Annotated in this window: 23 protein-coding genes and 1 pseudogene; 3 read left to right on the top strand and 21 right to left on the bottom strand. The window is 34.0% G+C overall.

Annotated features, from left to right (window positions below):
• Positions 1-53 precede the first annotated feature (53 nt).
• The 17 genes and pseudogenes from rbfA to FC72_RS00630 form a co-directional block, all read right to left on the bottom strand.
• Positions 54-413: a 30S ribosome-binding factor RbfA gene (rbfA, locus tag FC72_RS00710; protein WP_057763742.1), complete on the bottom strand. Its 360-nt coding sequence runs from the start codon at positions 411-413 to the stop codon at positions 54-56.
• A gap of 11 nt (positions 414-424) precedes the next feature.
• Positions 425-3250: a translation initiation factor IF-2 gene (gene infB, locus FC72_RS00705; protein WP_057763740.1), complete on the bottom strand. Its 2826-nt coding sequence runs from the start codon at positions 3248-3250 to the stop codon at positions 425-427.
• A 13-nt stretch (positions 3251-3263) separates the two neighbouring features.
• Positions 3264-3563, bottom strand: a complete 300-nt coding sequence (locus tag FC72_RS00700; RefSeq protein ID WP_057763738.1) for a L7Ae/L30e/S12e/Gadd45 family ribosomal protein — start codon at positions 3561-3563, stop codon at positions 3264-3266.
• Positions 3560-3868, bottom strand: a complete 309-nt coding sequence (gene rnpM / locus FC72_RS00695) for an RNase P modulator RnpM (protein ID WP_157051083.1) — start codon at positions 3866-3868, stop codon at positions 3560-3562. The genes FC72_RS00700 and rnpM overlap by 4 nt, the downstream gene beginning before the upstream one ends.
• Before the next feature lie 90 nt (positions 3869-3958).
• Positions 3959-5009: pseudogene (gene nusA / locus FC72_RS00690) on the bottom strand (transcription termination factor NusA); the annotation flags it as partial.
• A gap of 46 nt (positions 5010-5055) precedes the next feature.
• A complete protein-coding gene (gene rimP / locus FC72_RS00685) occupies positions 5056-5523 on the bottom strand; it encodes a ribosome maturation factor RimP (protein WP_057763734.1) in 468 nt (155 codons plus the stop codon).
• Between the two features lie 120 nt (positions 5524-5643).
• Positions 5644-9942 (bottom strand): PolC-type DNA polymerase III, encoded by a 4299-nt coding sequence (locus FC72_RS00680; RefSeq protein WP_057763733.1) that lies wholly within the window; start codon positions 9940-9942, stop codon positions 5644-5646.
• A gap of 39 nt (positions 9943-9981) precedes the next feature.
• Positions 9982-11688, bottom strand: coding sequence for a proline--tRNA ligase (locus tag FC72_RS00675; protein ID WP_057763732.1), 1707 nt, complete (start codon positions 11686-11688; stop codon positions 9982-9984).
• Positions 11689-11704: 16 nt separating this feature from the next.
• Positions 11705-12970: an RIP metalloprotease RseP gene (gene rseP, locus FC72_RS00670; protein ID WP_057763730.1), complete on the bottom strand. Its 1266-nt coding sequence runs from the start codon at positions 12968-12970 to the stop codon at positions 11705-11707.
• Between the two features lie 18 nt (positions 12971-12988).
• Entirely contained in the window at positions 12989-13783 is a 795-nt protein-coding gene (locus FC72_RS00665) for a phosphatidate cytidylyltransferase (RefSeq protein ID WP_057763729.1), read from the bottom strand.
• 13 nt (positions 13784-13796) lie between these two features.
• Positions 13797-14540 carry an isoprenyl transferase gene (locus FC72_RS00660; protein WP_057763728.1) on the bottom strand — a complete coding sequence of 248 codons (744 nt, stop codon included), beginning with the start codon at positions 14538-14540 and terminating at the stop codon, positions 13797-13799.
• A 17-nt stretch (positions 14541-14557) separates the two neighbouring features.
• Positions 14558-15118, bottom strand: a complete 561-nt coding sequence (gene frr / locus FC72_RS00655; RefSeq protein WP_057763725.1) for a ribosome recycling factor — start codon at positions 15116-15118, stop codon at positions 14558-14560.
• A complete protein-coding gene (pyrH, locus tag FC72_RS00650; RefSeq protein ID WP_057763723.1) occupies positions 15111-15842 on the bottom strand; it encodes a UMP kinase in 732 nt (243 codons plus the stop codon). The genes frr and pyrH overlap by 8 nt, the downstream gene beginning before the upstream one ends.
• A gap of 153 nt (positions 15843-15995) precedes the next feature.
• Positions 15996-16874, bottom strand: coding sequence for a translation elongation factor Ts (gene tsf, locus FC72_RS00645; protein ID WP_057763720.1), 879 nt, complete (start codon positions 16872-16874; stop codon positions 15996-15998).
• A gap of 66 nt (positions 16875-16940) precedes the next feature.
• Entirely contained in the window at positions 16941-17723 is a 783-nt protein-coding gene (rpsB, locus tag FC72_RS00640) for a 30S ribosomal protein S2 (protein ID WP_057763717.1), read from the bottom strand.
• Positions 17724-17846: 123 nt separating this feature from the next.
• Positions 17847-18128 (bottom strand): GIY-YIG nuclease family protein, encoded by a 282-nt coding sequence (locus tag FC72_RS00635; protein ID WP_057763715.1) that lies wholly within the window; start codon positions 18126-18128, stop codon positions 17847-17849.
• Complete coding sequence (locus FC72_RS00630; protein ID WP_057763713.1) at positions 18121-18840, bottom strand: tRNA1(Val) (adenine(37)-N6)-methyltransferase; 720 nt, start codon at positions 18838-18840, stop codon at positions 18121-18123. The genes FC72_RS00635 and FC72_RS00630 overlap by 8 nt, the downstream gene beginning before the upstream one ends.
• 62 nt (positions 18841-18902) lie before the next feature.
• Between FC72_RS00630 and FC72_RS00625 the strand changes: the two genes are divergently transcribed.
• On the top strand, positions 18903-19526 hold the full coding sequence (locus FC72_RS00625) for a lysophospholipid acyltransferase family protein (protein ID WP_057763711.1): 624 nt from the start codon (positions 18903-18905) through the stop codon (positions 19524-19526).
• 27 nt (positions 19527-19553) lie between these two features.
• Here FC72_RS00625 and FC72_RS00620 read toward each other — a convergent pair whose 3' ends face one another.
• Positions 19554-19775, bottom strand: a complete 222-nt coding sequence (locus FC72_RS00620; protein WP_057763709.1) for a YneF family protein — start codon at positions 19773-19775, stop codon at positions 19554-19556.
• Between the two features lie 61 nt (positions 19776-19836).
• Entirely contained in the window at positions 19837-20079 is a 243-nt protein-coding gene (locus FC72_RS00615) for a DUF896 domain-containing protein (RefSeq protein ID WP_057763707.1), read from the bottom strand.
• 91 nt (positions 20080-20170) lie between these two features.
• Between FC72_RS00615 and lexA the strand changes: the two genes are divergently transcribed.
• Positions 20171-20794, top strand: coding sequence for a transcriptional repressor LexA (gene lexA, locus FC72_RS00610; RefSeq protein ID WP_057763705.1), 624 nt, complete (start codon positions 20171-20173; stop codon positions 20792-20794).
• A 60-nt stretch (positions 20795-20854) separates the two neighbouring features.
• Here lexA and FC72_RS00605 read toward each other — a convergent pair whose 3' ends face one another.
• Complete coding sequence (locus tag FC72_RS00605; RefSeq protein WP_201781781.1) at positions 20855-21403, bottom strand: prolyl-tRNA synthetase associated domain-containing protein; 549 nt, start codon at positions 21401-21403, stop codon at positions 20855-20857.
• A gap of 108 nt (positions 21404-21511) precedes the next feature.
• Between FC72_RS00605 and FC72_RS00600 the strand changes: the two genes are divergently transcribed.
• Positions 21512-22396, top strand: coding sequence for a LysR family transcriptional regulator (locus tag FC72_RS00600; RefSeq protein ID WP_057763703.1), 885 nt, complete (start codon positions 21512-21514; stop codon positions 22394-22396).
• Here FC72_RS00600 and purD read toward each other — a convergent pair.
• Positions 22393-23667: a phosphoribosylamine--glycine ligase gene (purD, locus tag FC72_RS00595; RefSeq protein WP_057763701.1), complete on the bottom strand. Its 1275-nt coding sequence runs from the start codon at positions 23665-23667 to the stop codon at positions 22393-22395. The genes FC72_RS00600 and purD overlap by 4 nt on opposite strands.
• Between the last annotated feature and the right edge of the window lie 3 nt (positions 23668-23670).

Genomic DNA, 23670 nt, shown 5'->3' with positions numbered 1-23670 from the left:
ATACACAAAACAAAAAAATAGCCGTTGAAATTTTTATTTCAACGGCTACTAGTTTAACGATTTGCTTCGTCTTGATGTAATTTAGCAATTAATCGGTCAATCTTTTCACCATAGCGAATAGATTGATCTTGTTTAAATTCTAATTCTGGAACCTTATATAGTGTTAAACGTGAACCAAGTTCTTTTCTGATCAAGCCCTTAGCTTTGTCCAAACCAGCTTGAGTTTTTTCAACGTCGCTGGCTTTTTCAGAAAGAATACTGTAGTAGATTGTGGCTTGTTGCAAGTCACCTGTCATTTCAACACCAGTTACAGTTACACCTTGAACTCGTGGATCTCGAATACGCTTAAGTAAAATATCATTTACTTCTTTTTGTATTTCTTGTTCCACACGACCAATTCGATGTTTTACCATATTATCATCTCCTATTTGACTGGAACTTCTTCCATCACATAGGCTTCAATTTCGTCGCCAATCTTAATGTCATTGTAGTTTTCGATTGTAACACCACATTCGAATCCTGCTTTAACTTCTTTGGCATCGTCTTTGAAACGTTTAAGTGAAGCAAGTTTTCCTTCGTAGACAACGATACCGTCTCTGATCAAACGTACACCTGACTCACGAGTGATTTTACCAGTATTTACATAACAACCGGCAATTGTACCAATCTTAGAAACATTGTATGTTTCACGAACTGATAAGTTACCAGTAATTTTTTCTTCATATACTGGTTCAAGCATACCTTTCATAGCAGCTTCGATTTCATCGATTGCTTGATAGATAACTCTATGCAAGCGAATATCAACATTTTCATCTTTAGCTTGAACACGAGCTTGTGCAGTAGGACGAACATTAAATCCAATGATGATAGCATTACTTGCGGCAGCTAAGTTAACATCACTTTCAGTAATTGCACCTACGGCTTGATGAATAATATTTACACGAACGCCCTCAACTTCGATCTTCTTCAAACTTCCGGCAATAGCTTCAACAGAACCTTGTACATCGGCCTTAATAATAACGTCGACCTTCTTTAGTTCTCCCTCTTTCATTGTCTCGAACAAGTTATCAAGTGTCACAGGGTTTGTGTTTTGACGTTCCTTTTGAAGGGCACGACTTGCACGCTCTTCACCAGCAGCACGAGCAGTTTTTTCATCTTCAAAGACAACAAACTTATCAGCTGATTCTGGAACATCATTCAAACCAGTAATCTCAACTGGTTCTGATGGCGTAGCTTTTTTAACTTCTTTACCATTGTAGTTAGTCATAGTTCTGACACGACCAAATGTATTACCAACAACAACTGGATCTCCAACATGAAGTGTACCTTGTTGTACTAATAGTGATGCAACAGGTCCACGACCCTTATCAAGTTTAGCTTCGATAACTGTACCGACAGCTTTTTGATCAGGGTTAGCTTTAAGTTCAAGAACATCAGCTTGTAATAGAACCATTTCTAGTAATTGATCAATGTTTGTTCCTTCCTTAGCGGAAATTTCAACAAAGATCGTATCACCACCGTAACTTTCAGGAATGAGTTCATATTCCATCAATTGTTCAATTACGTGTTGTGGGTTAGCACCCGGTTTATCAATCTTATTAACAGCAACGATAATAGGGTCATTTGCGGCTTTAGCATGGTTAATAGCTTCAATAGTCTGAGGCATAACACCATCATCAGCTGCAACAACTAAGATAACGATATCAGTAATATCAGCACCACGAGCACGCATATTTGTAAAGGCAGCATGTCCTGGAGTATCCAAGAATGTAATTAAACGATCTTGTAGTCTTACTTGATAAGCACCAATATGTTGAGTAATACCACCAGCTTCACTAGCTGTAACATGGGTGTGTCTCAAATGATCCAATAGTGTTGTCTTACCATGGTCAACGTGTCCCATGATTGTAACAACTGGAGGTCTTGGAACTAAGTGTTTTGTACTCTTAGTTTCTGCTTCAAAGTATTGGTCAATATCAGCAATATCTTCTTCAACTTTTTCTTCAGCATTGATTCCATAATCTGTAGCTAATAGTTCAATAGTATCTTTATCCAAAGATTGATTTTGATTGATCATGATTCCAAGCATAAATAGCTTCTTAACGATTTCTGCTGGTTCACGATGCAATAATTTACCAATATCTTGAGCATTCATACCAACTGTATAAACAAGTGTTTCTGGTAATGGACGTTCTTTTCTTTGTGGCATGACCTTCTTAGGTTCATTGTTACGTTGACGTTGTTGTCTCTTTCTTTCCTTCTTCTTCTTACGAGATCCGAAAGGATTAGCCAAGTTTTGTTTATGACCGAAATCACGATTATTTGTTGCTTTTGGCTTCTTATATTCTGGCTTTGGAACTTCAACTGGAGGTACAGTTGCCTTTGGAGCAGATTGTGCTTTGTTAGCCTCAACAGGTTTTCTAACATTATTGTTATGATTATTGTTGTTGTTTGGACGATTATTATTGTTATTAAAACGTCTGTTATTGTTGTTAGGACGGCTATTGTTACTATTGTTGTGATTATTACGGTTATTATTGTTACCGTTATGGTTGTTATTATTTCTAGGACGACTAGGTGTTGTTGCACGACTAGCATCTTGAATATTTGTCTTATATTGTTCTAGATACTTATTTCCAGCACTTTGTCTTGGTCTAGGAGCTTGTTGTGTTTGATTATTTCTAACACTTCTATTATTACGATTATCGCGTGATTGATTATTGCGACGATCATTGTTTGGTCGATTGTTGTTTGGACGACCATTATTAGTACGGTTATTACCATTGTTTGAACGGTTATTAAATGTACTATTGTTGTTATTAGTACGGTTACCGTTCTGATTACTATTGTTTGTATTATGTCTACTATTACTTGAATTTACCGAACCATGATTATTTGCATGGTGATTATTATTACGGTTGTTATGATCAAAGTGACCATTATTACCCTTGGTAGCATCTCTTCTCACAGCTGTAATTTTAATCTTAGTTTTATGTTGTCCATTACTGTTATTATTTGAAGAAGCCGTGCCTTCTTTTTTAGCAGTATTTGCATGGGCGTTATTAGAACTACTTGTCTTAGCACCTGTATTATTCTTCTTAAGACTGTTAACAATCTTTGATTCACTTGTTTCGTCAACAGATGACATATGATTCTTTACATCCATTCCTAATTTCTCGGCAACGTCAATGACAACTTGATTGTCCACGTTATTTTCTTTTGCAATAGTATAGATTCGTTTTTTGGCCATCCTATCACTCTCCTTAGTTTTCCATAAGTTCACTCAACCTTTTAGCCATTTTTAAGTCTGTTATTCCAATAACTTTTCTATCTTTTCCAATAGACTTTTTAATTTTATAACTTGTAAACTCTGTTATTAGTGGTACTTTATAATATTCTGTTTTATTAGTTAAATCCTTTTTAGTTCTGTCACTACAATCATTAGCCATCACTACTAGTTTAACACTCTTGTTACGAATTCCTTGTAATGTTAAATCTGTGCCACTGACCATATTACCAGATCTTAGAACTATTCCTAAAAAACCTAAAAACTTGTTTCTCAATGTTTCTTACCCAAATCCCCAAATAAATCCATTCTGGCTTTTTGATGATCTACAAAATCGAATAATTCATCATAGAATTCACTTGGTACTGCATGTGAAAATACTTTTTCCAAAATCTTTTGTGACTTGGCTTTCTTCACAGCTTCTGGATCTAGGCCAACGTAAGCACCTCTTCCAGCTTTTTTTCCAGTTGGATCAATGGAAATAACGCCTTCTTTGTTCTTTACGATTCGGACCATTTCTCTTTTTGGATACATTTTTCCAGTTAAAATATCTTTACGCATGGGTATTTTACGAGTTGCCAAATCAATCACCCCCTAATTATTCAGAATCACTATCACTATCATCTTTATTAATGTCGTCTTTGTTAATATCATCGATATCGACATCTTGATCATTATCATCAACAAATTCAACTTGTGATTCCGGCTTAATATCAATCTTATAACCAGTTAATTTAGCTGCCAAACGAGCATTTTGGCCTTTTTTACCAATTGCTAATGATAAGTGATAATCTGGAACGATTACCATACATTGTTTCTTATTATCATCATCAAATTGAACCGCAATAACCTCGGCAGGATTTAATGCATTAGCAATAAAATCAATTGGGTCATCAACATATGGTACAACATCGATATTTTCACCGTTAAGTTCATCAACTACGGCTTGAACACGAGCACCCTTAGGTCCAACACATGTACCAACTGGGTCAACATCCGCATTATCTGACTTAACCGCAATTTTAGTTCTATCTCCAGCTTCTCTTGCGATAGAAACAATTTCAACTGTTCCATCATATATTTCAGGAACTTCTTGTTCAAACAATCTCTTAACTAAACCTGGATCCGTTCTTGAAACAAATACTTGTGGTCCTTTTGTAGCATTTTCTACCTTTGTAACATAAACTCTTATTCTATCTCTTGGATTATATGTTTCACCAGGCATTTGATCTGCTTTTGACATTACAGCTTCAATTTTACCAAAGTTGATATAAACAAAACGATTATCACTTCGTTCAACAATACCTTGAATAATTTCATGTTCATATTGACTATACTCATTATAGATTACATCTCGTTCAGCTTCACGAACACGTTGCATTATAACTTGTTTAGCAGTTTGAGCGGCGATTCTTCCAAAGTCTTTTGGAGTAACTTCTTCTTTGATATGATCTCCGATTTCGTAACCTTTACTCTTCTTTTGTGCATCAGCAAGACTAATTTCTAATCTATCATCAACTGATTCTTCAACAACTTCTTTAACAGCATATACGTGGATGTTACCTTTTTTAGCATCAAACTCAACATCAACATTTTGAGCTTGATTATAGTTACGCTTATAAGCTGCAACTAAAGCTGCTTCTAAAGATTCGATCACGTATTCTTTTTTAATACCTTTTTCGGATTCCAACGCATCAAGTGCATCGATCATTTCTTTACTCATGCTATTTCTCCTTAACGAGTTTTTAAGTTTCTAAAAACTCTCAATCTTAGAATTCAATTGCAAGTCGAATCTTAGCAATTTTATCTCGACTTATCTCAACTTGCTTATGAAGATTTTTAATTTTAACATCTAAAGTTATTTGTTCTGCGGTTACCTTTGTTAAAGTTCCTTCAAAAGCTTTTTCTCCATCTTGCTTTTGGTATAAAGAGACATGAACATAGTCAGTTTCATAGTTAGAAAGACTATCATCATTTTTCAAAGGACGTTCCGCACCTGGTGAAGATACCTCTAAATAATAAGCTGGATCTATCGGATCTAATTCGTCCAATTTTTCCCCATATTCCTCACTAATCAAGGCGCAATCATCAATACTGATTCCGCCCTTTTTGTCTGCATAAACTCTTAAATACCAATCGCCATGCTCATGTACAAACTCTAAATCAACTAAAAAGAAATCATGTTGATCTAGTATTGGTTGCAAAATGGCTTTTAATTCATCAACTTTTGTATTCAAAAACACTCCTCCAAAGTAATCGGCAATAAAAAGAGTGAGCATTGCTGCTCACTCAAATCAATAATTAACTAGTAGTAACTTAACACATTTGTGAAACAAAATCAACCTGAAGCCTTGATACTAGAAGAGCGATAGTTGATTTTCATCTGGCATTCCATCTAAGACATGATTATCTGTCATATATTCAATGATAGTTTTTGAAACCTTACCACGAGTTCCCAAATCTTCCTTAGAAAGGAATGGTTGTTCCTCACGAGCAGCAACGATCTGTTTAGCAACGTTATCACCCAACCCAGGTATGGCATTGAATGGTGCTAACAAGGTCTTATCATCAATAATCTTAAATTCAAATGCATCGGATTTTTCCAAGTCTACCATTTTAATAGTAAATCCACGCTCAACACATTCATTAGCTAATTCCAAAACTGTTAATAGATTCTTCTCTTTAGTAGAAGCGTCCATTCCCTTATCATTAATTGCTTTCATTGCATCTTTGATTGCTTGTTTACCGGTTGTCATAGCAACAAGATCAAAATCATCCGCACGAACTGAGAAGTATGCACTGTAATAATATAAAGGATAATGAACTTTGAAATAAGCAATACGCAATGCCATCAAAATATATGCAGTGGCATGGGCCTTAGGGAACATATACTTAATCTTTAGACAAGATTCAATATACCAATCAGGAACATCGGCGTCTTTCATCTGTTGTTTCCATTCATCTGGAATACCACGTCCCTTACGAACATGTTCCATAATTTGGAAAGCAATTTGAGAATCCATACCCCAATGAATCAAATCCATCATGATATTATCACGACATCCAATAACTTCTTTCAATGTAACTATTCCTTTATCAATCAACTCTTCTGCATTTCCCAGCCAAACATCAGTACCATGAGATAGTCCTGAAATTTGAAGTAATTCAGCAAATGTCGTTGGATGAGTTTTTTCTAACATTCCCCGAACAAATCTTGTTCCAAACTCAGGTACTCCAAGGGTACCTGTTTTTGAAAAGATTTGCTCCGGTGTGACACCTAGTGATTCAGTACCTGAAAACAGTGCCATAACATCTTTATCATCAACCGGAATAGTCTTAGGATCTATACCTGACAAATCTTGTAAAGTACGAATCATAGTAGGATCATCATGACCCAAAATATCAAGTTTTAAAATATTATCATGGATCGAATGGAAATCAAAATGGGTAGTTTTCCAAGCGGCATTTTGATCATCAGCTGGATATTGGATTGGTGTGAAATCAAAAATATCCATATAATCCGGAACAACAATAATACCAGCGGGATGCTGTCCAGTGGTTCTTTTAACCCCTGTTGATCCCATAGCTAAACGTTCTTCTTCTGCATTTCTAAATTGTTGTTCGGTAAGTTCTTCATAATTTTTAACATAACCAAAAGCTGTTCTATCGGCAATCGTACCAATAGTACCAGCTCTAAATACGTGATCCTCACCAAACAATACTTTTGTATAGTTATGTGCAACTGGTTGGTAGTCACCAGAGAAGTTCAAATCAATATCAGGAACCTTATCACCTTTAAAACCTAAGAATGTTTCAAACGGAATATCTTGCCCATCCTTCTTTAATTCAGTTCCACATTTAGGACACTTTTTATCTGGCAAATCAAATCCCGAACCAACTTCACCTTTAGTAAAGAATTCAGAATACTTGCACTTAGGGCAACGATAATGTGGCGGAAGTGGATTAACCTCAGTTATACCCGTCATTGTGGCAACAAAACTAGACCCAACGGAACCACGAGAACCAACTAAATACCCATCTTTATTTGATTTGTAAACTAAACGTTGAGAAATTAAATAAATAACCGAGAATCCGTTACCAATAATACTTTTAAGCTCTTTATCCATACGTTCTTGAACGATTTCAGGAAGATCATCTCCGTAAAGCTCATGTGCTTTATTCATAGTCAAACTACGAATTTCTTCTTCAGCACCATCCATTTTTGGAGTATACAGCTTATCTTTAACTGGTGAAATTTCATCAATTAAATCCATTATTTTTGCAGGATTATCAACAATGATTTCTTGTTTTGTTTGGTCATCTAAGAATTCAAATTCATCAAACATTTCATTTGTAGTTCTGAATTGAACATCTGGTAAGTTTTGCCTTGCTAAAGGATTACTTTTAACAGCCTTTATAACGATTTCTCTATAGACTTTATCATGTGGATCTAGATAATGAACATCCCCTGTTGCAACTACAGGTTTATTAATTTCTTTACCTAGTTTGACAATATTCTTTAAAATCTCTTCAAGACCAGCTTCATCTTTGATCAACTTTATATCTAATAAATGCTGATAAACTGGCTTTGGCATAACTTCAAGATAATCATAATACTGAGCAACTTCTCTAGTATCTTCATATCCTTTTTGCATCATGGTATTGAATACTTCACCATCTTTACATGCTGATCCAACCAATATTCCTTTACGATATTTGTTAAGAAGTCTTCTTGGAACACGTGCGGTTCGGTAATAATATTCTGTCATTGAATATGAAACTATCTTAAACATATTCTTCAAACCTTCTTGGGTTTGAGCTAACAAGATAGCATGACTAGGACGTGCCTGCTTGTATGCCTCATCTCCACCAACATGATCGTTTAATTGAGAGATATTTGTAGTATCAAATTTAGATTCCATCTCTTCAAATAATTTATACATTAAATAACCAGTAGTTTCGGCATCCGCATTAGCACGATGGTGGTGTTCCAAAACGATATTATATCTTTTCGCTAATGAATCTAATTTATGGTTTCTATACTCAGAATGAAGAGTACGAGACATTTCCAAAGTATCAATAACAGGAACTGACACACGGTCATGACCCATTCTCGTTAAAGCAGAATTTAAGAATCCAATATCAAAAGTAACATTATGACCGGCTAATACATCATCACCCACGAACTCAATGAACTTTTGAATAATAGTTTTTTCATCTGGTGCATTCTTAACCATATCATTCGTAATACTAGTTAAATTAGTTGTAAATTCAGACAACTCTTGACCAGGATTAATAAATTCATCAAATGAATCGACCACCTCGCCATCTTTCATCTTTGTGGCAGCTAGCTCAATGATACTATCATAAACAGCTGATAAGCCTGTGGTTTCCACGTCAAAGATTACATATTCTGCATCTTGTAGATTCTCATCTCGAAGATTATATGCAATTGGGTTACCCTCATCGACCAAATCAACCTCAACACCATAAGCAATTTTTACACCAAATTTTTTACCTGCACTATATGCCTCAGGGAAAGCCTGTAAAGCTCTATGATCAGTGATAGCAATTGCTTTTTGTCCCCACTGACTTGCACGTTTGATCAAATCTGTAGCGCTAGGGATTGCGTCCATTTGACTCATATTTGTATGGGCATGAAGTTCAATACGTTTATTGTCATCTTCTGCGGTATCTTGTCGTTCTTGATGTTTAATAATATTAATATCATTAGCCATAATCACAAGTTCACGGGAAAAATTATCTTCTTGAACACTACCACGTACTCTTATCCAAGATCCCTCACTTAATTCTTCAAAGAATGCCTCATCATCTTCACCATTTGAGAACTTCTTGATACTAAAAGAAGAGGTATAATCGGTTACCTTTAAAATCAATAAGGAACGTCCTGATTTTAACTTTCTAACATCCTTATCAAAGATATTTCCTTCAACTACTTTTCCACGATCTTCTTCAATAATATCGACCATTTGGGTTATTTCTTGATCATCTGGAATTTTACGACCAACTTTAGAAATATTACTTGGTGTCTTTTTGGCTTTAGTTTGGCTAATTTCTTTAACCTTAGTTTGAAATTGCTTAGTCTTTTCGTCATTAGCATTATGAAGTGCTTCTAAGCTTTTTTTAGATTTTTCTTCATCAACATTGATATGAAGTTTAAAATCAGGGAATCCAAGATTTTGATACTTATCTTGAATTTGTTTTGTTAAATCTCCATTCATGAAATCGGCGATAAATCCATTAGAGACTGACAAAAATAATTGCCCATTTTCCATTGTAGGAGGTGTTTGTTTCATTAATTGCGATACTACCGGAGAATTCAGCTCAGCAGTTTGTAAAACAAATTCCCAATAATCACGAATTTTCTTTTCATCAAGATGTGCTTTAGTTGTACTAATTTCCCAATCAATCGAAGCAATCCCCTTAAATGATTCTTTTAATGATTCCGTAAAAATTTTAAATTCGTTGAATGGTAAGACATCTTCAAACTCGAAGAAAAACACCCATTTTTTGGAAACTTTATGGACATCTAATTTATTTAAATTGGCACTAGCAAACAACGGTTCTTCATCTAAAAAGTTTTCTAGTTTAATTTGTTTAATTAAAATTTTAAAAAGTTGGTTTTTGTCTGACATATTTTATCCTTTAAAAATAAAAAAAGGCCTAAGCCTCATTTACTGATTCTTAAGCAATATTTTTACTGAATTTACTAATTCATCTTTATTAACTTCAATAGTTTCAGCAGTACTTCTGATTTTCAATTCTACAATTGAGTCTGCTGCTTTTTTACCAACAGTAACTCTAATAGGTATTCCAATTAAATCAGAATCTGCAAACTTAACTCCAGGACGTTCTTTTCGGTCATCTAATAAAACGTCAAAGTTTTCATCCTTTAATATTTTTACAACATCATCACTCAATTTCTTTTGGGTGTCATCATCGTAATTTATTGGAATAACGTGGACTTGGTATGGGGCTATACTTGCAGGCCATACTATACCATTTTCATCATTATGTTGCTCTATTACTGCCGAAAGTAATCTGGAAATGCTAATTCCATATGAACCCATAATAATAGGTTCAGATTTACCATCTTCATTTAAAAAATTAGCCCCAAAATCTTCTGAGAATTTTGTACCTAACTTGTAAATATTAGCAACTCTAATGCCATTTGTAAACTTAATTACACCATGTCCATCCGGAGAAGCTTCCCCTTCTTTTACAACTCGAAAGTCATGAAATTCGATTTCACTATCGGATAAATCCTCGAAGTTTGCATTAACAAGATGTTTATTTCTAATATTGGGTCCAACCGCAAAATTAGTCAAACCTTCTAATGAGCTATCATAAAGTACTGTCACATCAGGATTTAATCCCTTTGGACCAATGAATCCGGGTATACTACCAAATTCTTCAGTAACTTGATCAGGAGTAGCTACAGTCAACAAGTCTGCATCCAAAAAGTTTTTAACTTTTACATCATTTACTTCATAGTCTCCACGAATCATGACCAGAATAGGTTTATCATCAGCCATATATGCTACAGCCTTCATAATTTTAGAACTTGCTATATTTAAGAATGACGCCAATGCAGCAATAGTATGTACATCAGGTGTTTTTATCAACTCAGATTTCTTTTTTTCTTCAGTTGGATTATCAGGTAATTTACTTGACGCCATCTCCAAATTAGCAGAATAATCACTATCATCTGAGTAAGCAATAGTGTCTGATCCAATATTTGCCAGTGCGGAAAACTCTTTTGATTCCGTACCACCCATTAGATCGGCACTTCCATAAATAGCCCTAAAATCCAGACCAATTTCGTCAAAAATATTTCTATATGCTTGTTCCATTTGACTATAAATTATATCTAATTGTTCTGAGTTAGAACTAAACGAATATGCATCTGCCATCAAGAACTCTCTACTTCTTAGCAATCCATATTTTGTAGAGGTTACATCTCGATATTTATTTTGCATCTGATAAAGTACCATAGGTAATTTTTTATAACTATTTAGGTACTCTTTTACGACCGTTGTTATTGTCTCTTCATGTGTTGGTCCCAGAATGAACTCTCTTTTATGACGATCTTCCAACTTAAAAACATCATCACCATAAGTATTGATACGACCACTTTCTTCCCACAATTCTGCAGGCAATAATGACGGAAGCTGCATTTCTGCAGCTTCAATTTTATCCATCTCTTGACGAATAATCGTTTCAATTTTATTGATTACTGATAAAGCTAGTGGCAAGTATGCATATATCCCCGTTGATACTTGTCTAACATACCCAGCACGTAGCATTAATTGATGACTAACTGAATCTGCGTCATTAGGAATTTGCTTTAAAGTTGGAATATAGAGTCTCGATTGTTTCATATCTGATTCTCCCCACCTATTTTATAAAGAAACGTTGAATATCATTCCATGTTACGGCAACCATTAATAGTACTAAGATGCCGACCCCTACCAAAGTAATGATATTTTCATACTCTTCAGGAATTGGTTTACGTCTAATTATTTCGATTATATTCAATAGGATTTTCCCACCATCCAAAGCAGGAATAGGTATCAAATTAACAATTCCTAAGTTAAGTGAAAGCATCGACATAAACAAAATAATATTGATTATGCCTTGCGATGCTACTTGTGAAGTCATTGAATAGATTCCGACTGGACCAGATAATTGATTAATATTAAATCCACCTGAAGCCATTTTACCTAAAACTTGAAAAATAGATACTGTAGTCTGCCAGCTAGATGTAAAGCCGTATTTTATCTTTGCACCTAGACTATAATCTCTTTTAGCCATAATACCCAATTGTCCATATTTCTGACCTGAGACCTTAATAATTTTAGGCACTACTGTGACATGCTTTATATTACCTTTAGACTCAACTTTTAAATCAACCTTTTTACCTGGATTATCTCTAATTGTTTCAGTCAAAGTAGTCCAATTTGAAGTCGTTTTATTACCGACAGCCAAAATTTTATCATTGCTCTTTAGTCCAGCAGATTTTGCAACACTGTTACTTTCAATGTGTCCCAATTGATTTGTTTGCATTGGGATACCATTCATCATAAATGCTGCAATAATTGCACAAACAATTGCTAGAATAAAATTATTAAAGGGTCCGGCAAAATTTGTGATCATTCTTTTCCAAACTGATACTGACTGTAACTGAACGTCTCGTGGCGCTATTTGTACTTCAGTTCCATCTTCTTCAACAATAGTCGCATCATGATCTACATCATAATGCTTAATTTCTGATTCATCACCATTTTCGTAACCTTCTATTGTTAAATCATCGACCAAATCTGCTTTAGAGATTTGAACTGGAACCGCTTGTGCATCATAAACTTTACTTGAAGTAATTATTTTTGTAACTTTGTCGCCTGTTATTAATAGTGAAGCCATTGTTCCTGGCTTTATCTCAGAATCGTCTTCTTGAGATCCAGCCATTCTAACATAGCCACCTAACGGTAAAAGCCGCAATGTGTATGTTGTATTATTCTTCCGATATGCATAAAGCTTTGGGCCCATACCAACTGAAAACTCACGTACCAAGATACCTGACTTTTTAGCTGCATAATAATGTCCAAATTCATGAACAACCACCAATATCCCAAAGACAATAATAAATGTAATTATTGCGGTCATTTTAACCTCCACAAACCTTTAAACTAAACCAAAAACATGTAATAGTGGCAATACGATCAACATACTGTCAAATCTATCTAAGATTCCACCATGTCCCGGTAAAATATTTCCAGAATCTTTAACCTTATAATATCTCTTATAAGCAGATTCAATTAAATCACCCATTTGTCCAAACGCAGATAGGACTAGAGCAATCAAAAGCATTGTTACCATAGAGTATTTTTGAGGAACAAAGTACATATATACTCCTGATAATACTAACGCAGAAATAACTCCTGCAATTGTACCTTCCCATGTCTTATTAGGACTAATTGCTGGCCATAATTTATGTTTACCAATTTTTCTACCAAATGTATAAGCAAAAATATCAGTTGACCACACAACAATTAATGCGAACATTAATAAACCAAGACCACCACTTGAGTTTCTAACCGATGCTAGATAATGAAATCCAGTACCGATATATATCATTGAAATAACTGAAACGGCTGCATCTTCAAAATTAAATTTATTTTTAGTCAACACCGTAACAATCATTAAAAGCACAGCGAAGATATAAAAAATATCCAATCTTGAAAAACTATTTGGAGTCCATCCACGATAGAAATTAACAGGTACAGCTAAAGCCAAAGTACCTAGTATAGTAAGTATAAAATCAATTGAGACGATAATTCTCTTTCTCATAATATATATTTCAAATACACCGACTGCTGCAAGTACGGCAGCAGCAACTTCCAACCAAATACCGCCAAAGTATAAGATTGGTATAAAAATTGCTAACGCTATTACCGCAGTAATTACACGTTGTTTCATAATATTCCCCCAGTTAAACAGACCCGAATCTTCTGTCTCTGTCATTAAAGATCTTAATATCATTAACTAAATTATCAGATGTAAAATCTGGCCAGTATGTTTCATCAAAAACCATTTCAGTATATGCCAGTTGCCATAACATGAAATTAGAAATACGTTCCTCACCACTGGTTCTGATCAATAGATCAGGATCAGACAATTCACCTAACGGGCTAGTCAACAATTGTTTAGAAAAAATTGAATCGTCAATATTTTCAGGATCAATCTTTCCATCTTTTGCTTGATTCGCCAACATTTTGGCAGCATTAACTATTTCAGCTCGTCCTCCATAGTTAAAGGCAAAGTTTAAAATCATTCCAGTATTTTGCTTAGTATCTTCCACCGCGTCCAAAACAGCTTTTTTAGTTTTAGATGGAAGTTTTTCAGTAAAACCTGTTACCATAACTCGAATATTTTCTTCAATCAAATCAGGCATAAAAGTACCGAAAAAGTCTACTGGTAAACGCATTAAAAAGTTTACTTCTTTGCTAGGACGAGTCCAATTTTCAGTAGAAAAAGCATAGAGGCTTAAAACATTTACCCCGAGATTATTTGCGGCGATCGCAATACGTTTGACATTATTCATGCCCTCTTTATGTCCAGCAATTCTTGGTTGCCCTAATCTCTTAGCCCAACGTCCATTACCATCCATAATGATTGCAATATGCTTTGGAACCCTCAAATCAGAATTTTGTTTACTATTATTTAGATCTGCCATAAATAATAAACTGAAGGTTACCCTTCAGTAATTTCCTTTTCTTTAGCTTCGGCAAGTTTGTTAATTTCTGAAACAGCATTATCAGTGGCTTTTTGGATTTGATCTTCTAAATCATGTAATCCATCTTCTGTTATGTCACCATTTTTTTGTTGTTTCTTGATATCGTCCATTGCATCTCTTCTTACATTTCTGACAGCAATACGTGTTTCTTCTGCTTCTTTACCTACTTGCTTTGCAATCTCTTGTCTGCGTTCACCTGTAAGTTGTGGAATAACTAATCGAATAACATCACCGTCATTTGCAGGATTTAATCCTAAATCAGATGCATTGATAGCATGTTCGATATCATCCAAAGCAGTCTTGTCATATGGAGAAATCAAAAGAACACGTGCCTCAGGAATATTGATTGAAGCAACTTGATTTAATGGAACTTCAGTACCATAGTAGAATACTTTAATATTATTTAGAATTGAAGCATTTGCCTTTCCGGCACGAATATTAGCAAGTTCTCTATTCAAAACTTCAATTGATTTTGTCATATTTTCTTTTGCTTTTGAAAGCGCTACATTATCAGTCATCATTACCACCCTTTATAATTGTTCCAATATTTTCACCTTGAATAACACGTTTGATGTTTTCAGGTTTATTCAAATTAAACACGATCAATGGAATATTGTTATCCATTGATAATGATGAAGCAGTTGAATCCATTACACCCAAGTTCTTATTAATAATATCAAGTTGTGATAATTCATCATATTTCTTAGCATTAGGATCTTTCTTAGGATCGGCTGAATATACACCATCAACATTATTCTTAGCCATTAAAATAACATCAGCTTCAATTTCAGCTGCACGTAAAACAGAAGTAGTATCAGTTGAGAAGTAAGGATTACCTGTACCACCAGCAAAGATCACAACACGACCTTTTTCTAGATGTCTAACAGCTCTTCTTCTAATGTATGGTTCTGCAACTTGGCGCATTTCAATTGATGTTTGTACGCGTGTTGGAACGTTTAATTGCTCCAATCCATCTTGCAATGCTAAACCGTTCATAACGGTAGCCATCATACCCATATAATCAGCCTGAGCACGATCCATTCCCATTTCAGCGCCGGTTTCTCCACGCCAAATGTTACCGCCACCACAAACTATAGCAATTTCTACTCCTAATTCGTGAATGCTTTTGATTTGTTCAGCAATCTTCTTTATAACAGGTGGGTTAATTCCAAAACCTTTCTCACCCGCTAAAGCCTCACCAGAAACTTTTAAAATTATTCTTTTATACTTGATATCAGGCATAGTACTCTCCTTTAAATTTGCTACTAAACATTTTAACATAATCAATTAAGCTAAATTATATTAATCAGTATTTTTCATTAAAAAATAGCTGATTATACAAGAAAAGACCGTTTAATTCATAAGAATTAAGCGATCCCCTCTCAAAAAAATTAATTACTTAATTTGATTCATAACTTCGTCAACAAAGTTATCTTGAGCTTTTTCGATTCCTTCACCAACTTCAAAGCGAACGAATGATACCAATGAGCTCTTCTTTGATTCAACATATTGTTGAACTGTCATGTCTGAATCTTTAACAAATTCTTGATCAGCCAAACTAATTTCTGATAAGTACTTGTTTAGACGTCCTTCAACGATTCTAGGAATAATCTTTTCAGGTTTACCTTCAGCCTTTGTTTCTTCTGTGAAAATCTTCTTTTCATGTTCCAAAATATCAGCAGGTACGTCATCACGGTTAAGATATGTTGGATTGATAGCAGCAACGTGCATAGCAACATCCTTAGCAGCTTCTTCATCAGAACCGTTAAGAAGTGTAAGTGCGGCAATTAAACCACCATTATGTAGATATGAACCGAATACTTGTGAATCACTCTTTTCAACAATGTGGAAACGTCTCAAAGTGATTTTTTCACCAATAACGGCAGTCAAACCTGTAATAGCATCATTAATTGTTTCGCCATCACTTGTCTTAAGTGCCAAAGCTTCATCCATTGATTTTGGTTCATTTTCAACAAGAGCTTTACCAATCTTAGCAACTAAATCTTTGAACTTATCATTTGATGAAACAAAATCTGTTTCTGAGTTAACTTCATAGATAGCAGCTTTGTTACCAGAAATAACAATTTCAGCTAAACCTTCAGCGGCGATACGATCATTTTTCTTGGCAGCCTTAGCAATACCCTTTTCACGTAATTCGTCAATAGCCTTTTGCATGTCACCATCAGCAGCAACCAAAGCCTTTTTAGCGTCCATCATACCAACACTTGTTTTATCACGTAATTCCTTAACTTGAGCAGCAGTTATTTTAGCCATCAATTATCCTCCAGTCGTAAAATAAAGCCATCTTATTCAGATGACTCTATTCACAGTTATTAATTTTTAGTTTTCGTTATTATTATCTGATGATTCGGCTACATTTTCAATAGATTTATCATCTTGTGCTTGATCATTATTGAAATCATCGCTTGAAATGTCATCTTCACCTTGGCGACCTTCAACAATAGCATCAGCCATCTTAGAAACAATCAAACGAACGGCACGAATAGCGTCATCATTTGAAGGAATGATAACATCGATATCGTCAGGGTCAGTATTTGTATCAACCATAGCAACGATAGGAATGTTAAGTTTCTTAGCTTCGTTAACAGCAATATTTTCTTTATGTGGATCAACAATAAACATAACATCAGGAATTCTTGGCATATCTTCGATACCACCAAGGAACTTCTCTAACTTAGCTTGTTGTTTTGTTAATAAGGCAACTTCTTTCTTAGGTAGGCGTTCAAATGTTCCATCTTCAGCCATTGCCTTAAGATCCTTTAATCTCTTAATACGTTTTTGGATTGTGTTCCAGTTAGTCAAAGTACCACCTAACCAACGATGGTTAACGTAGAATTGACCTGCACGTTTTGCTTCTTCTTCAATAGAATCTTGTGCTTGCTTCTTTGTACCAACAAACAAGAAGATACCATCATCACCAGCAACGGCCTTCATATAGTTGTAAGCATCGTCGATCATGCGAACTGTTTTTTGTAAATCAATGATGTAAATACCATTTCTTTGTGTAAAGATAAATGGCTTCATCTTAGGGTTCCAACGTCTTGTTTGGTGTCCAAAATGTACACCGGCTTCAAGTAGTTGTTTCATAGAAATAACTGACATAAAAAATTCCTCCTGGTTTTTACCTCCACTTAAGTCGTGTCCCATTGATACGCCTTAGCGCACCATCAACAGAATCGTTAAGTGTGTGTATTCAATACAAGCAAATATTATATAGAAAAAAACTCATTTAATCAAGTAGTTACGCCAATTTATTCCCGCATTAGACAACAATTTTTCTTTTTTAGCACGAGTAAACTTTTTTAATTCAATTTCTCTTTTCAAGGCTTCAGATTTATTAGGTAATGTTTCTGTATAAAGTAATTTTACTGGTCTTCTTACTTTAGTATACTTGGCACCTTTACCTAAATTATGAGTTTTAACACGTTTTTCTACATTATTACTAGTACCTATATAAAATGTACTGTCAGCGCAAAGTAATATGTAAACATAATAATTATTATCCAAGAATATCTTTTGCCTCCTGAGTCAATACATTATTTTCATACATAATCAAATCCGGTTCAACGATCATCGAAGACTCATTTACCGTTTTAACTGCATCAACTAACAATAAATTTGCATTCTTATTAACTGAAGTTCTGACAAATCTAATTCTCTTTGGTCTTAATTTATTTTCTAACAAACATTTTATTAATTCATCCATTCTTTCTGGTCTATAAACCATATACAAATGAGAATTTTCCTTTAATAACACCTTAGATATGTACAATATTTTTGATAAATTAGTTTTTAATTCATGTCTAGCTATTGCAAGAACTGGATTGTCTTTTATTTGTTTATGACTTTCAATAGGAAAATAGGGTGGATTGCATACAATTGTATCAATAGTATCATGTGTAATATATTCTTGAACGTTACTAATATCATCGTTGATCAATTCCACTTGATCACTCAAATTATTTTCGATGATACCTTTTTGAGCTAAATCAGCCAATTGCTTTTGTATTTCTACTAGATATATTTTTGCTTTTGTTTTAGCAGTTAAAGACAAACCTATTGCTCCATTTCCTGCACACAAGTCCACTATTGAACCTTTCTTTGCGGGTTTTGCAAAATTATATAGTAGAATGGTATCTAAATTAAATGAATAGAGTTCTTTATCTTGATATATTTTAACTCCACTATTGGAAATTATATCTTGAGACAAATTGGACATTACGCACCTACTTTATGGTATTTTATTTAAGTAAAATTAATTTTAGGGAGAATGATAACTTTATGTTTTACAAATTTATCCGAGCTTTGGTTAAAGGTCTAGTCTTTATTTTAAATGGTAGATTTAATGTTGTTGGTAAAGAAAATCTACCTGACGGGCCATACATTATCGTAGCACCACATAGAACATGGTGGGAGCCAGTTTTCTTTGCACTTGTTATTGCCCCACGAGAAGCGACTTTCATGGCAAAACAAGAATTATTTAAAAACCCAATTATTCGTTTTATTCTAAATCACTCACATGCCTTCCCTGTAGACAGAAAACACCCTGGCCCATCAGTTATCAAAACACCCGTTAAGGCTTTGAAGAATAAAGGACAAGTTTTGATCATGTTCCCTTCAGGAACACGCTACTCTGAAGAATTAAAGGGTGGTGCATCATTGATTGCAAAATTATCAAAAGCACCGTTAGTCCCATTTGTATATCAAGGACCATTAAAGTTCTCAGGTTTATTAAGACATCAACAAATAACAATTGGAATTGGTCCAGAAATCGATTTTGATTTTAAAGCAAAATTAGATGACGAGCAAACAAAAAAAGTAAACGAAGATATGGAAAAAGGCTGGAAGAAAATAGACAACGAAATAGATCCAAGCTTCGTATATATACCAACTAAGAAAAAATAAAAAAACTAGACATGACGTCTAGTTTTTTTATTTTTTCTTTTTTTGTTGGGCTTTCATTGAGCTCATCACTTGATTCAATTTCTTTTGTGAAGGCTTTTGTCCCATTTGTGCCATCATTTGTTTGATCATATCTGGACTGATTGGTGGGTTTTCTTCAAAGTACTTTTTCATGTACCATCTAGCAATAAAGAAACCTGCAGCCAATCCCGCTAATAAAGCAATGATTGCGACAAGAATTATTGTCAACATATATTGTTCACCCTTTCTATACAACTAATAATATTACAAAAAAAAACATAAAATTAAAAGGCTAATCGTCACGCAACCCCTTTTTACGTTGAATTTCTTTAACCTTATTAGGTGTTACTTCCTTACCCTCTTTATTGTAAACTTTCATCATTTCAATTTGTGAACGGAAACTAGCACGAAAATTCTCCAAATACTTTTCACGTAATGCGGCTTGTTGCTTCTCTTCTTCGTGTGTAATTGTACCTGCTTTGGCCTTGTGGGCCAATTCATTTATCTTAGCAATTAGTTCTTCTTGCTCTTTCATTAATAAACACCCCTGTGTAGCGAACACTTGTTTGAATTTGTACCACTATTTTGATACAATCTAATTAAGATACTAACAATGAGGTGTTTTAATGTCAAAAGTCGAGATTTCTAAACAATCCCAAATTCTACAATGTATCCACGATTATTTAGATGATCATGGATATCCTCCAACAGTCAGAGAAATCTGTGAAGCTGTCGATCTTTCATCGACATCAACAGTTCATGGTCATTTATCCAGATTGGAGAAAAAAGGTTTTATTCAACGTGATCCCACTAAGCCAAGAGCAATAGAATTGACAACAGCAGGCTTAAATTCCATTGGAATAAAGTCAAAGCAAATTCCTATTCTTGGTGCAGTAGCGGCAGGACAACCTATAACCGCTGAAAGAAATCCGGATGGATATTTCCCTGTTCCACCTGATTTGAATCGTGATTCTGGTGAATTATTTATGCTAGAGGTACACGGTGAAAGTATGATAAATATCGGTATCTTTGATGGTGACTATGTAATTGTGCACTCACAAAATACTGCTAATAATGGTGAAATCGTTATTGCAATGACTGAAGATATTGAAGCAACTTGCAAGCGATTCTACCAAGAAGAAGATCATTACAGACTACAACCAGAGAACGACACTATGGACCCCATTATTCTCGACAACGTTGAAATATTAGGAAAAGTAGTTGGATTATACCGTTCCGAAATATTCTAAAATATTCAAAAAAATCTTATGTTAATCGTAAAAATTCGATTTAACATAAGATTTTTTATTTTAAACTTCAATTATTGCAGGAACATGATTAGATTTTGGCAACACCTTATCGATGATATCTCTGGTTCTAATTTTCATATAACCTGTAGTAGTACCATCTGAACAACCATACCATTCTTCATCTGCCACTTCTTTATCAATGACTATTTTCACTTCATTAGTCTTATCTATTAAAGAACTATAAACCGTTGCGGCACCTATTTTGGTTCCTAACATTTTATCCATCAATTCTTTAGGTGCAAATGAAACACGTGAAATATCTAATGCATGACTAAAATCTTTTGACTTAAATTTCTTATTGCCTGTTGTTATGAACAAATAAAAAGATGTCCTTTTTTGATTACATAAAAATAGTGTTTTGACCATTTTCATATTCAATTTATCATCAATCAAAGTACAGTCATCCATTGTTATGGCTTCGTCAGTATCAACTCTTTCATATGATAAATCTAGATCGTCTAATGTAGTATAAACTTCTTGTTGCAGTGGTGTTAAATATTTTCCCGGTTTTGATTTTTTTATTTCACTAATATAGAACAATTTACCCATCTCACTTCTTTAAATGTTTTCAAAAAAAGCGTAACATTCAAACTAACATTACAAAAGTGAATATATGTAATGTAGTTAATTACAAAATCAGATGACAAGGAAAATAACTTGGATACTAATATACAAAAATACATAGCATTTATAGAAACTGTTGATCTTGGTAGTTTCACTAAAGCTGCTGACAAATTAAACTACTCTCAATCAGGAATTAGCAGAATGATAAACGATTTAGAAAAAGAATGGAATGTGTCTTTAATAGAAAGAAATAATTCCGGTTTAACTTTAACTTCAGATGGAAAATTCCTTTATTCATACATCAAAAATCTAGATAATAGCTACTTAAAATTAGCCTCCGCCGTTGACAATTTAAACGGATTACAATCTGGAACTATTAGAATTGGAACTTTTTCAAGCGTAGCGACTCATTGGCTGCCCAAAATTATAACTGCTTTCAAAAACGATTATCCAAAAATTGACTTTGAACTACTTCTGGGCGATTATCATGAAATTGAAAATTGGATTTCAACGGGAAGAGTTGATCTAGGATTTGTTAAAAGTCCAACATTAGACAAATTTGATACTATCGAAATTGAAAGTGATCCATTAATGGCAATCTTGCCTCAAAATCATCCCACAAAGCATTTAGAAATATTCCCGATTGAAGATTTTGATAACTCTAATTTTATTCTATTAGATAAAAACGGAAATTCAGATATATCTAATTTTTTGTCCAAAAATAAGATTCATCAAAATATCAATTTTATCACTTGGGACGATTACGCAATTATGTCAATGGTAGAAAACAACTTAGGTATCAGCATCCTTCCTAAATTAATTTTACAAAGAAACCCCTATAATATCTTAGTTAAGCCGCTTTCAATACCATTCGATAGGAAAATAATTTTGGCTATGAAAAATAAACAAACTTTATCGTTGGCAAGTAAAAAATTCTTAAATTATTTAACTTACAGAAGCAAAAAAGAAGATCTCTAGTTGCAGAGATCTTCTTTTTGCGCATTTTTGCCAATATCCTTTCGATAGAAAACATGTCTGGTATCAATTTTATCTAAAAATTCATAAATGTTCTTTTTGGCTTCTTTAATATTTACTCCGTGTGAGTTTACACAGTACAATCTTCCACCATTACTGATAATACTTTCATTTTGAACTTTAACACTGGCAAAGTTTATTCCATATTGATACTTTTTAAATTGTTCTAAATTACCAATATCTTTTTCAATAAGTGGTTGCTTAGGATATCCCTGACTAGCTACAAAAACCCCTAAATCAATACCATTATCTTGCCATTCAATTCGACTGATATCTTTTTTATTTAACAAATTTAATATAATATCTGACAAATCAGATTTTAACCTAGGCAATACGACTTCTGTTTCAGGATCACCAAATCTAACGTTAAATTCAATTACTTTTACACCATCTTTAGTTAATATCAATCCTGCGTACAAGATACCGATATAATCTACACCTTGATTATTCATCTCATTTATAAACGGTTTTAAGACTTTTTCATAAGCACTATCTATCGTATCTTGACCAATATTAGCAACAGGACATATGGCACCCATTCCACCAGTATTTGGACCTTTATCTTCATCAAATGCACGCTTATAATCTTGTGCAATTGGCATTGGATAAAACTTATTTCCAGAAACAAATGACATTAAGGAAAATTCTTCACCCTCTAGATATTCTTCAATAATGACTTTTTTTGTTTCAAACTGATGATCCAACAAAAGATCCTGTAAGATCTTCTTCCCATCCGTCAAATCATCGACAATATAAACTCCTTTGCCACTAGCTAACCCATCTGCCTTTATGACAATAGGAAAATCTAAATTTAATAAACTTTGATATGCTAAATCAAAATTAGTAAATTCTTCATAAAAGGCAGTTGGAACTCCTGCATTTTTCATTATTTTCTTTGTGAATGACTTGGAACCTTCAATACATGCAGATGACTTATTGGGACCAAATATCTTTAAATTTTTAGATTCAAAATAATCAACAATTCCTGCAACCAAGGGCTTTTCGGGTCCAACAATCGTAAAATCAATTTTATTATTTATCGCAAAGTCAGAAAGTTCTTCAAAGTTCATTTCATCTAAATCTACTGTTTTTATGCCAAAAAGATTCATTCCTGAATTACCTGGGGCACAAAAAACATCATTAGAATCACTAATTTGTAAAGACTTACAAATAGCATCTTCTCTTGCACCAGAACCTATCACTAAAATTTTCATAAA

This window comes from Companilactobacillus tucceti DSM 20183 (assembly GCF_001434665.1).
Lineage (GTDB): Bacteria > Bacillota > Bacilli > Lactobacillales > Lactobacillaceae > Companilactobacillus > Companilactobacillus tucceti.
The sequence above is the reverse complement of the archived record's forward strand: the minus strand, read 5'-3'. Positions and strand labels throughout refer to the sequence as shown.

Coding starts and splice junctions, on each gene's coding strand:
- purD (WP_057763701.1), bottom strand. CDS start 23,667: ATGAAAATTTTAGTGATAGGTTCTGGTGCAAGAGAAGATGCTATTTGT.
- FC72_RS00665 (WP_057763729.1), bottom strand. CDS start 13,783: ATGAAACAACGTGTAATTACTGCGGTAATAGCGTTAGCAATTTTTATA.
- FC72_RS00680 (WP_057763733.1), bottom strand. CDS start 9,942: ATGTCAGACAAAAACCAACTTTTTAAAATTTTAATTAAACAAATTAAA.
- tsf (WP_057763720.1), bottom strand. CDS start 16,874: ATGGCTAAAATAACTGCTGCTCAAGTTAAGGAATTACGTGATAAAACA.
- rbfA (WP_057763742.1), bottom strand. CDS start 413: ATGGTAAAACATCGAATTGGTCGTGTGGAACAAGAAATACAAAAAGAA.
- FC72_RS00615 (WP_057763707.1), bottom strand. CDS start 20,079: ATGAAAGAGCAAGAAGAACTAATTGCTAAGATAAATGAATTGGCCCAC.
- pyrH (WP_057763723.1), bottom strand. CDS start 15,842: ATGCCTGATATCAAGTATAAAAGAATAATTTTAAAAGTTTCTGGTGAG.
- rseP (WP_057763730.1), bottom strand. CDS start 12,970: ATGACCGCAATAATTACATTTATTATTGTCTTTGGGATATTGGTGGTT.
- FC72_RS00605 (WP_201781781.1), bottom strand. CDS start 21,403: ATGGGTAAATTGTTCTATATTAGTGAAATAAAAAAATCAAAACCGGGA.
- FC72_RS00675 (WP_057763732.1), bottom strand. CDS start 11,688: ATGAAACAATCGAGACTCTATATTCCAACTTTAAAGCAAATTCCTAAT.
- FC72_RS00625 (WP_057763711.1), top strand. CDS start 18,903: ATGTTTTACAAATTTATCCGAGCTTTGGTTAAAGGTCTAGTCTTTATT.
- FC72_RS00630 (WP_057763713.1), bottom strand. CDS start 18,840: ATGTCCAATTTGTCTCAAGATATAATTTCCAATAGTGGAGTTAAAATA.
- frr (WP_057763725.1), bottom strand. CDS start 15,118: ATGACTGATAATGTAGCGCTTTCAAAAGCAAAAGAAAATATGACAAAA.
- rpsB (WP_057763717.1), bottom strand. CDS start 17,723: ATGTCAGTTATTTCTATGAAACAACTACTTGAAGCCGGTGTACATTTT.
- infB (WP_057763740.1), bottom strand. CDS start 3,250: ATGGCCAAAAAACGAATCTATACTATTGCAAAAGAAAATAACGTGGAC.
- FC72_RS00660 (WP_057763728.1), bottom strand. CDS start 14,540: ATGGCAGATCTAAATAATAGTAAACAAAATTCTGATTTGAGGGTTCCA.
- lexA (WP_057763705.1), top strand. CDS start 20,171: ATGTCAAAAGTCGAGATTTCTAAACAATCCCAAATTCTACAATGTATC.
- FC72_RS00620 (WP_057763709.1), bottom strand. CDS start 19,775: ATGTTGACAATAATTCTTGTCGCAATCATTGCTTTATTAGCGGGATTG.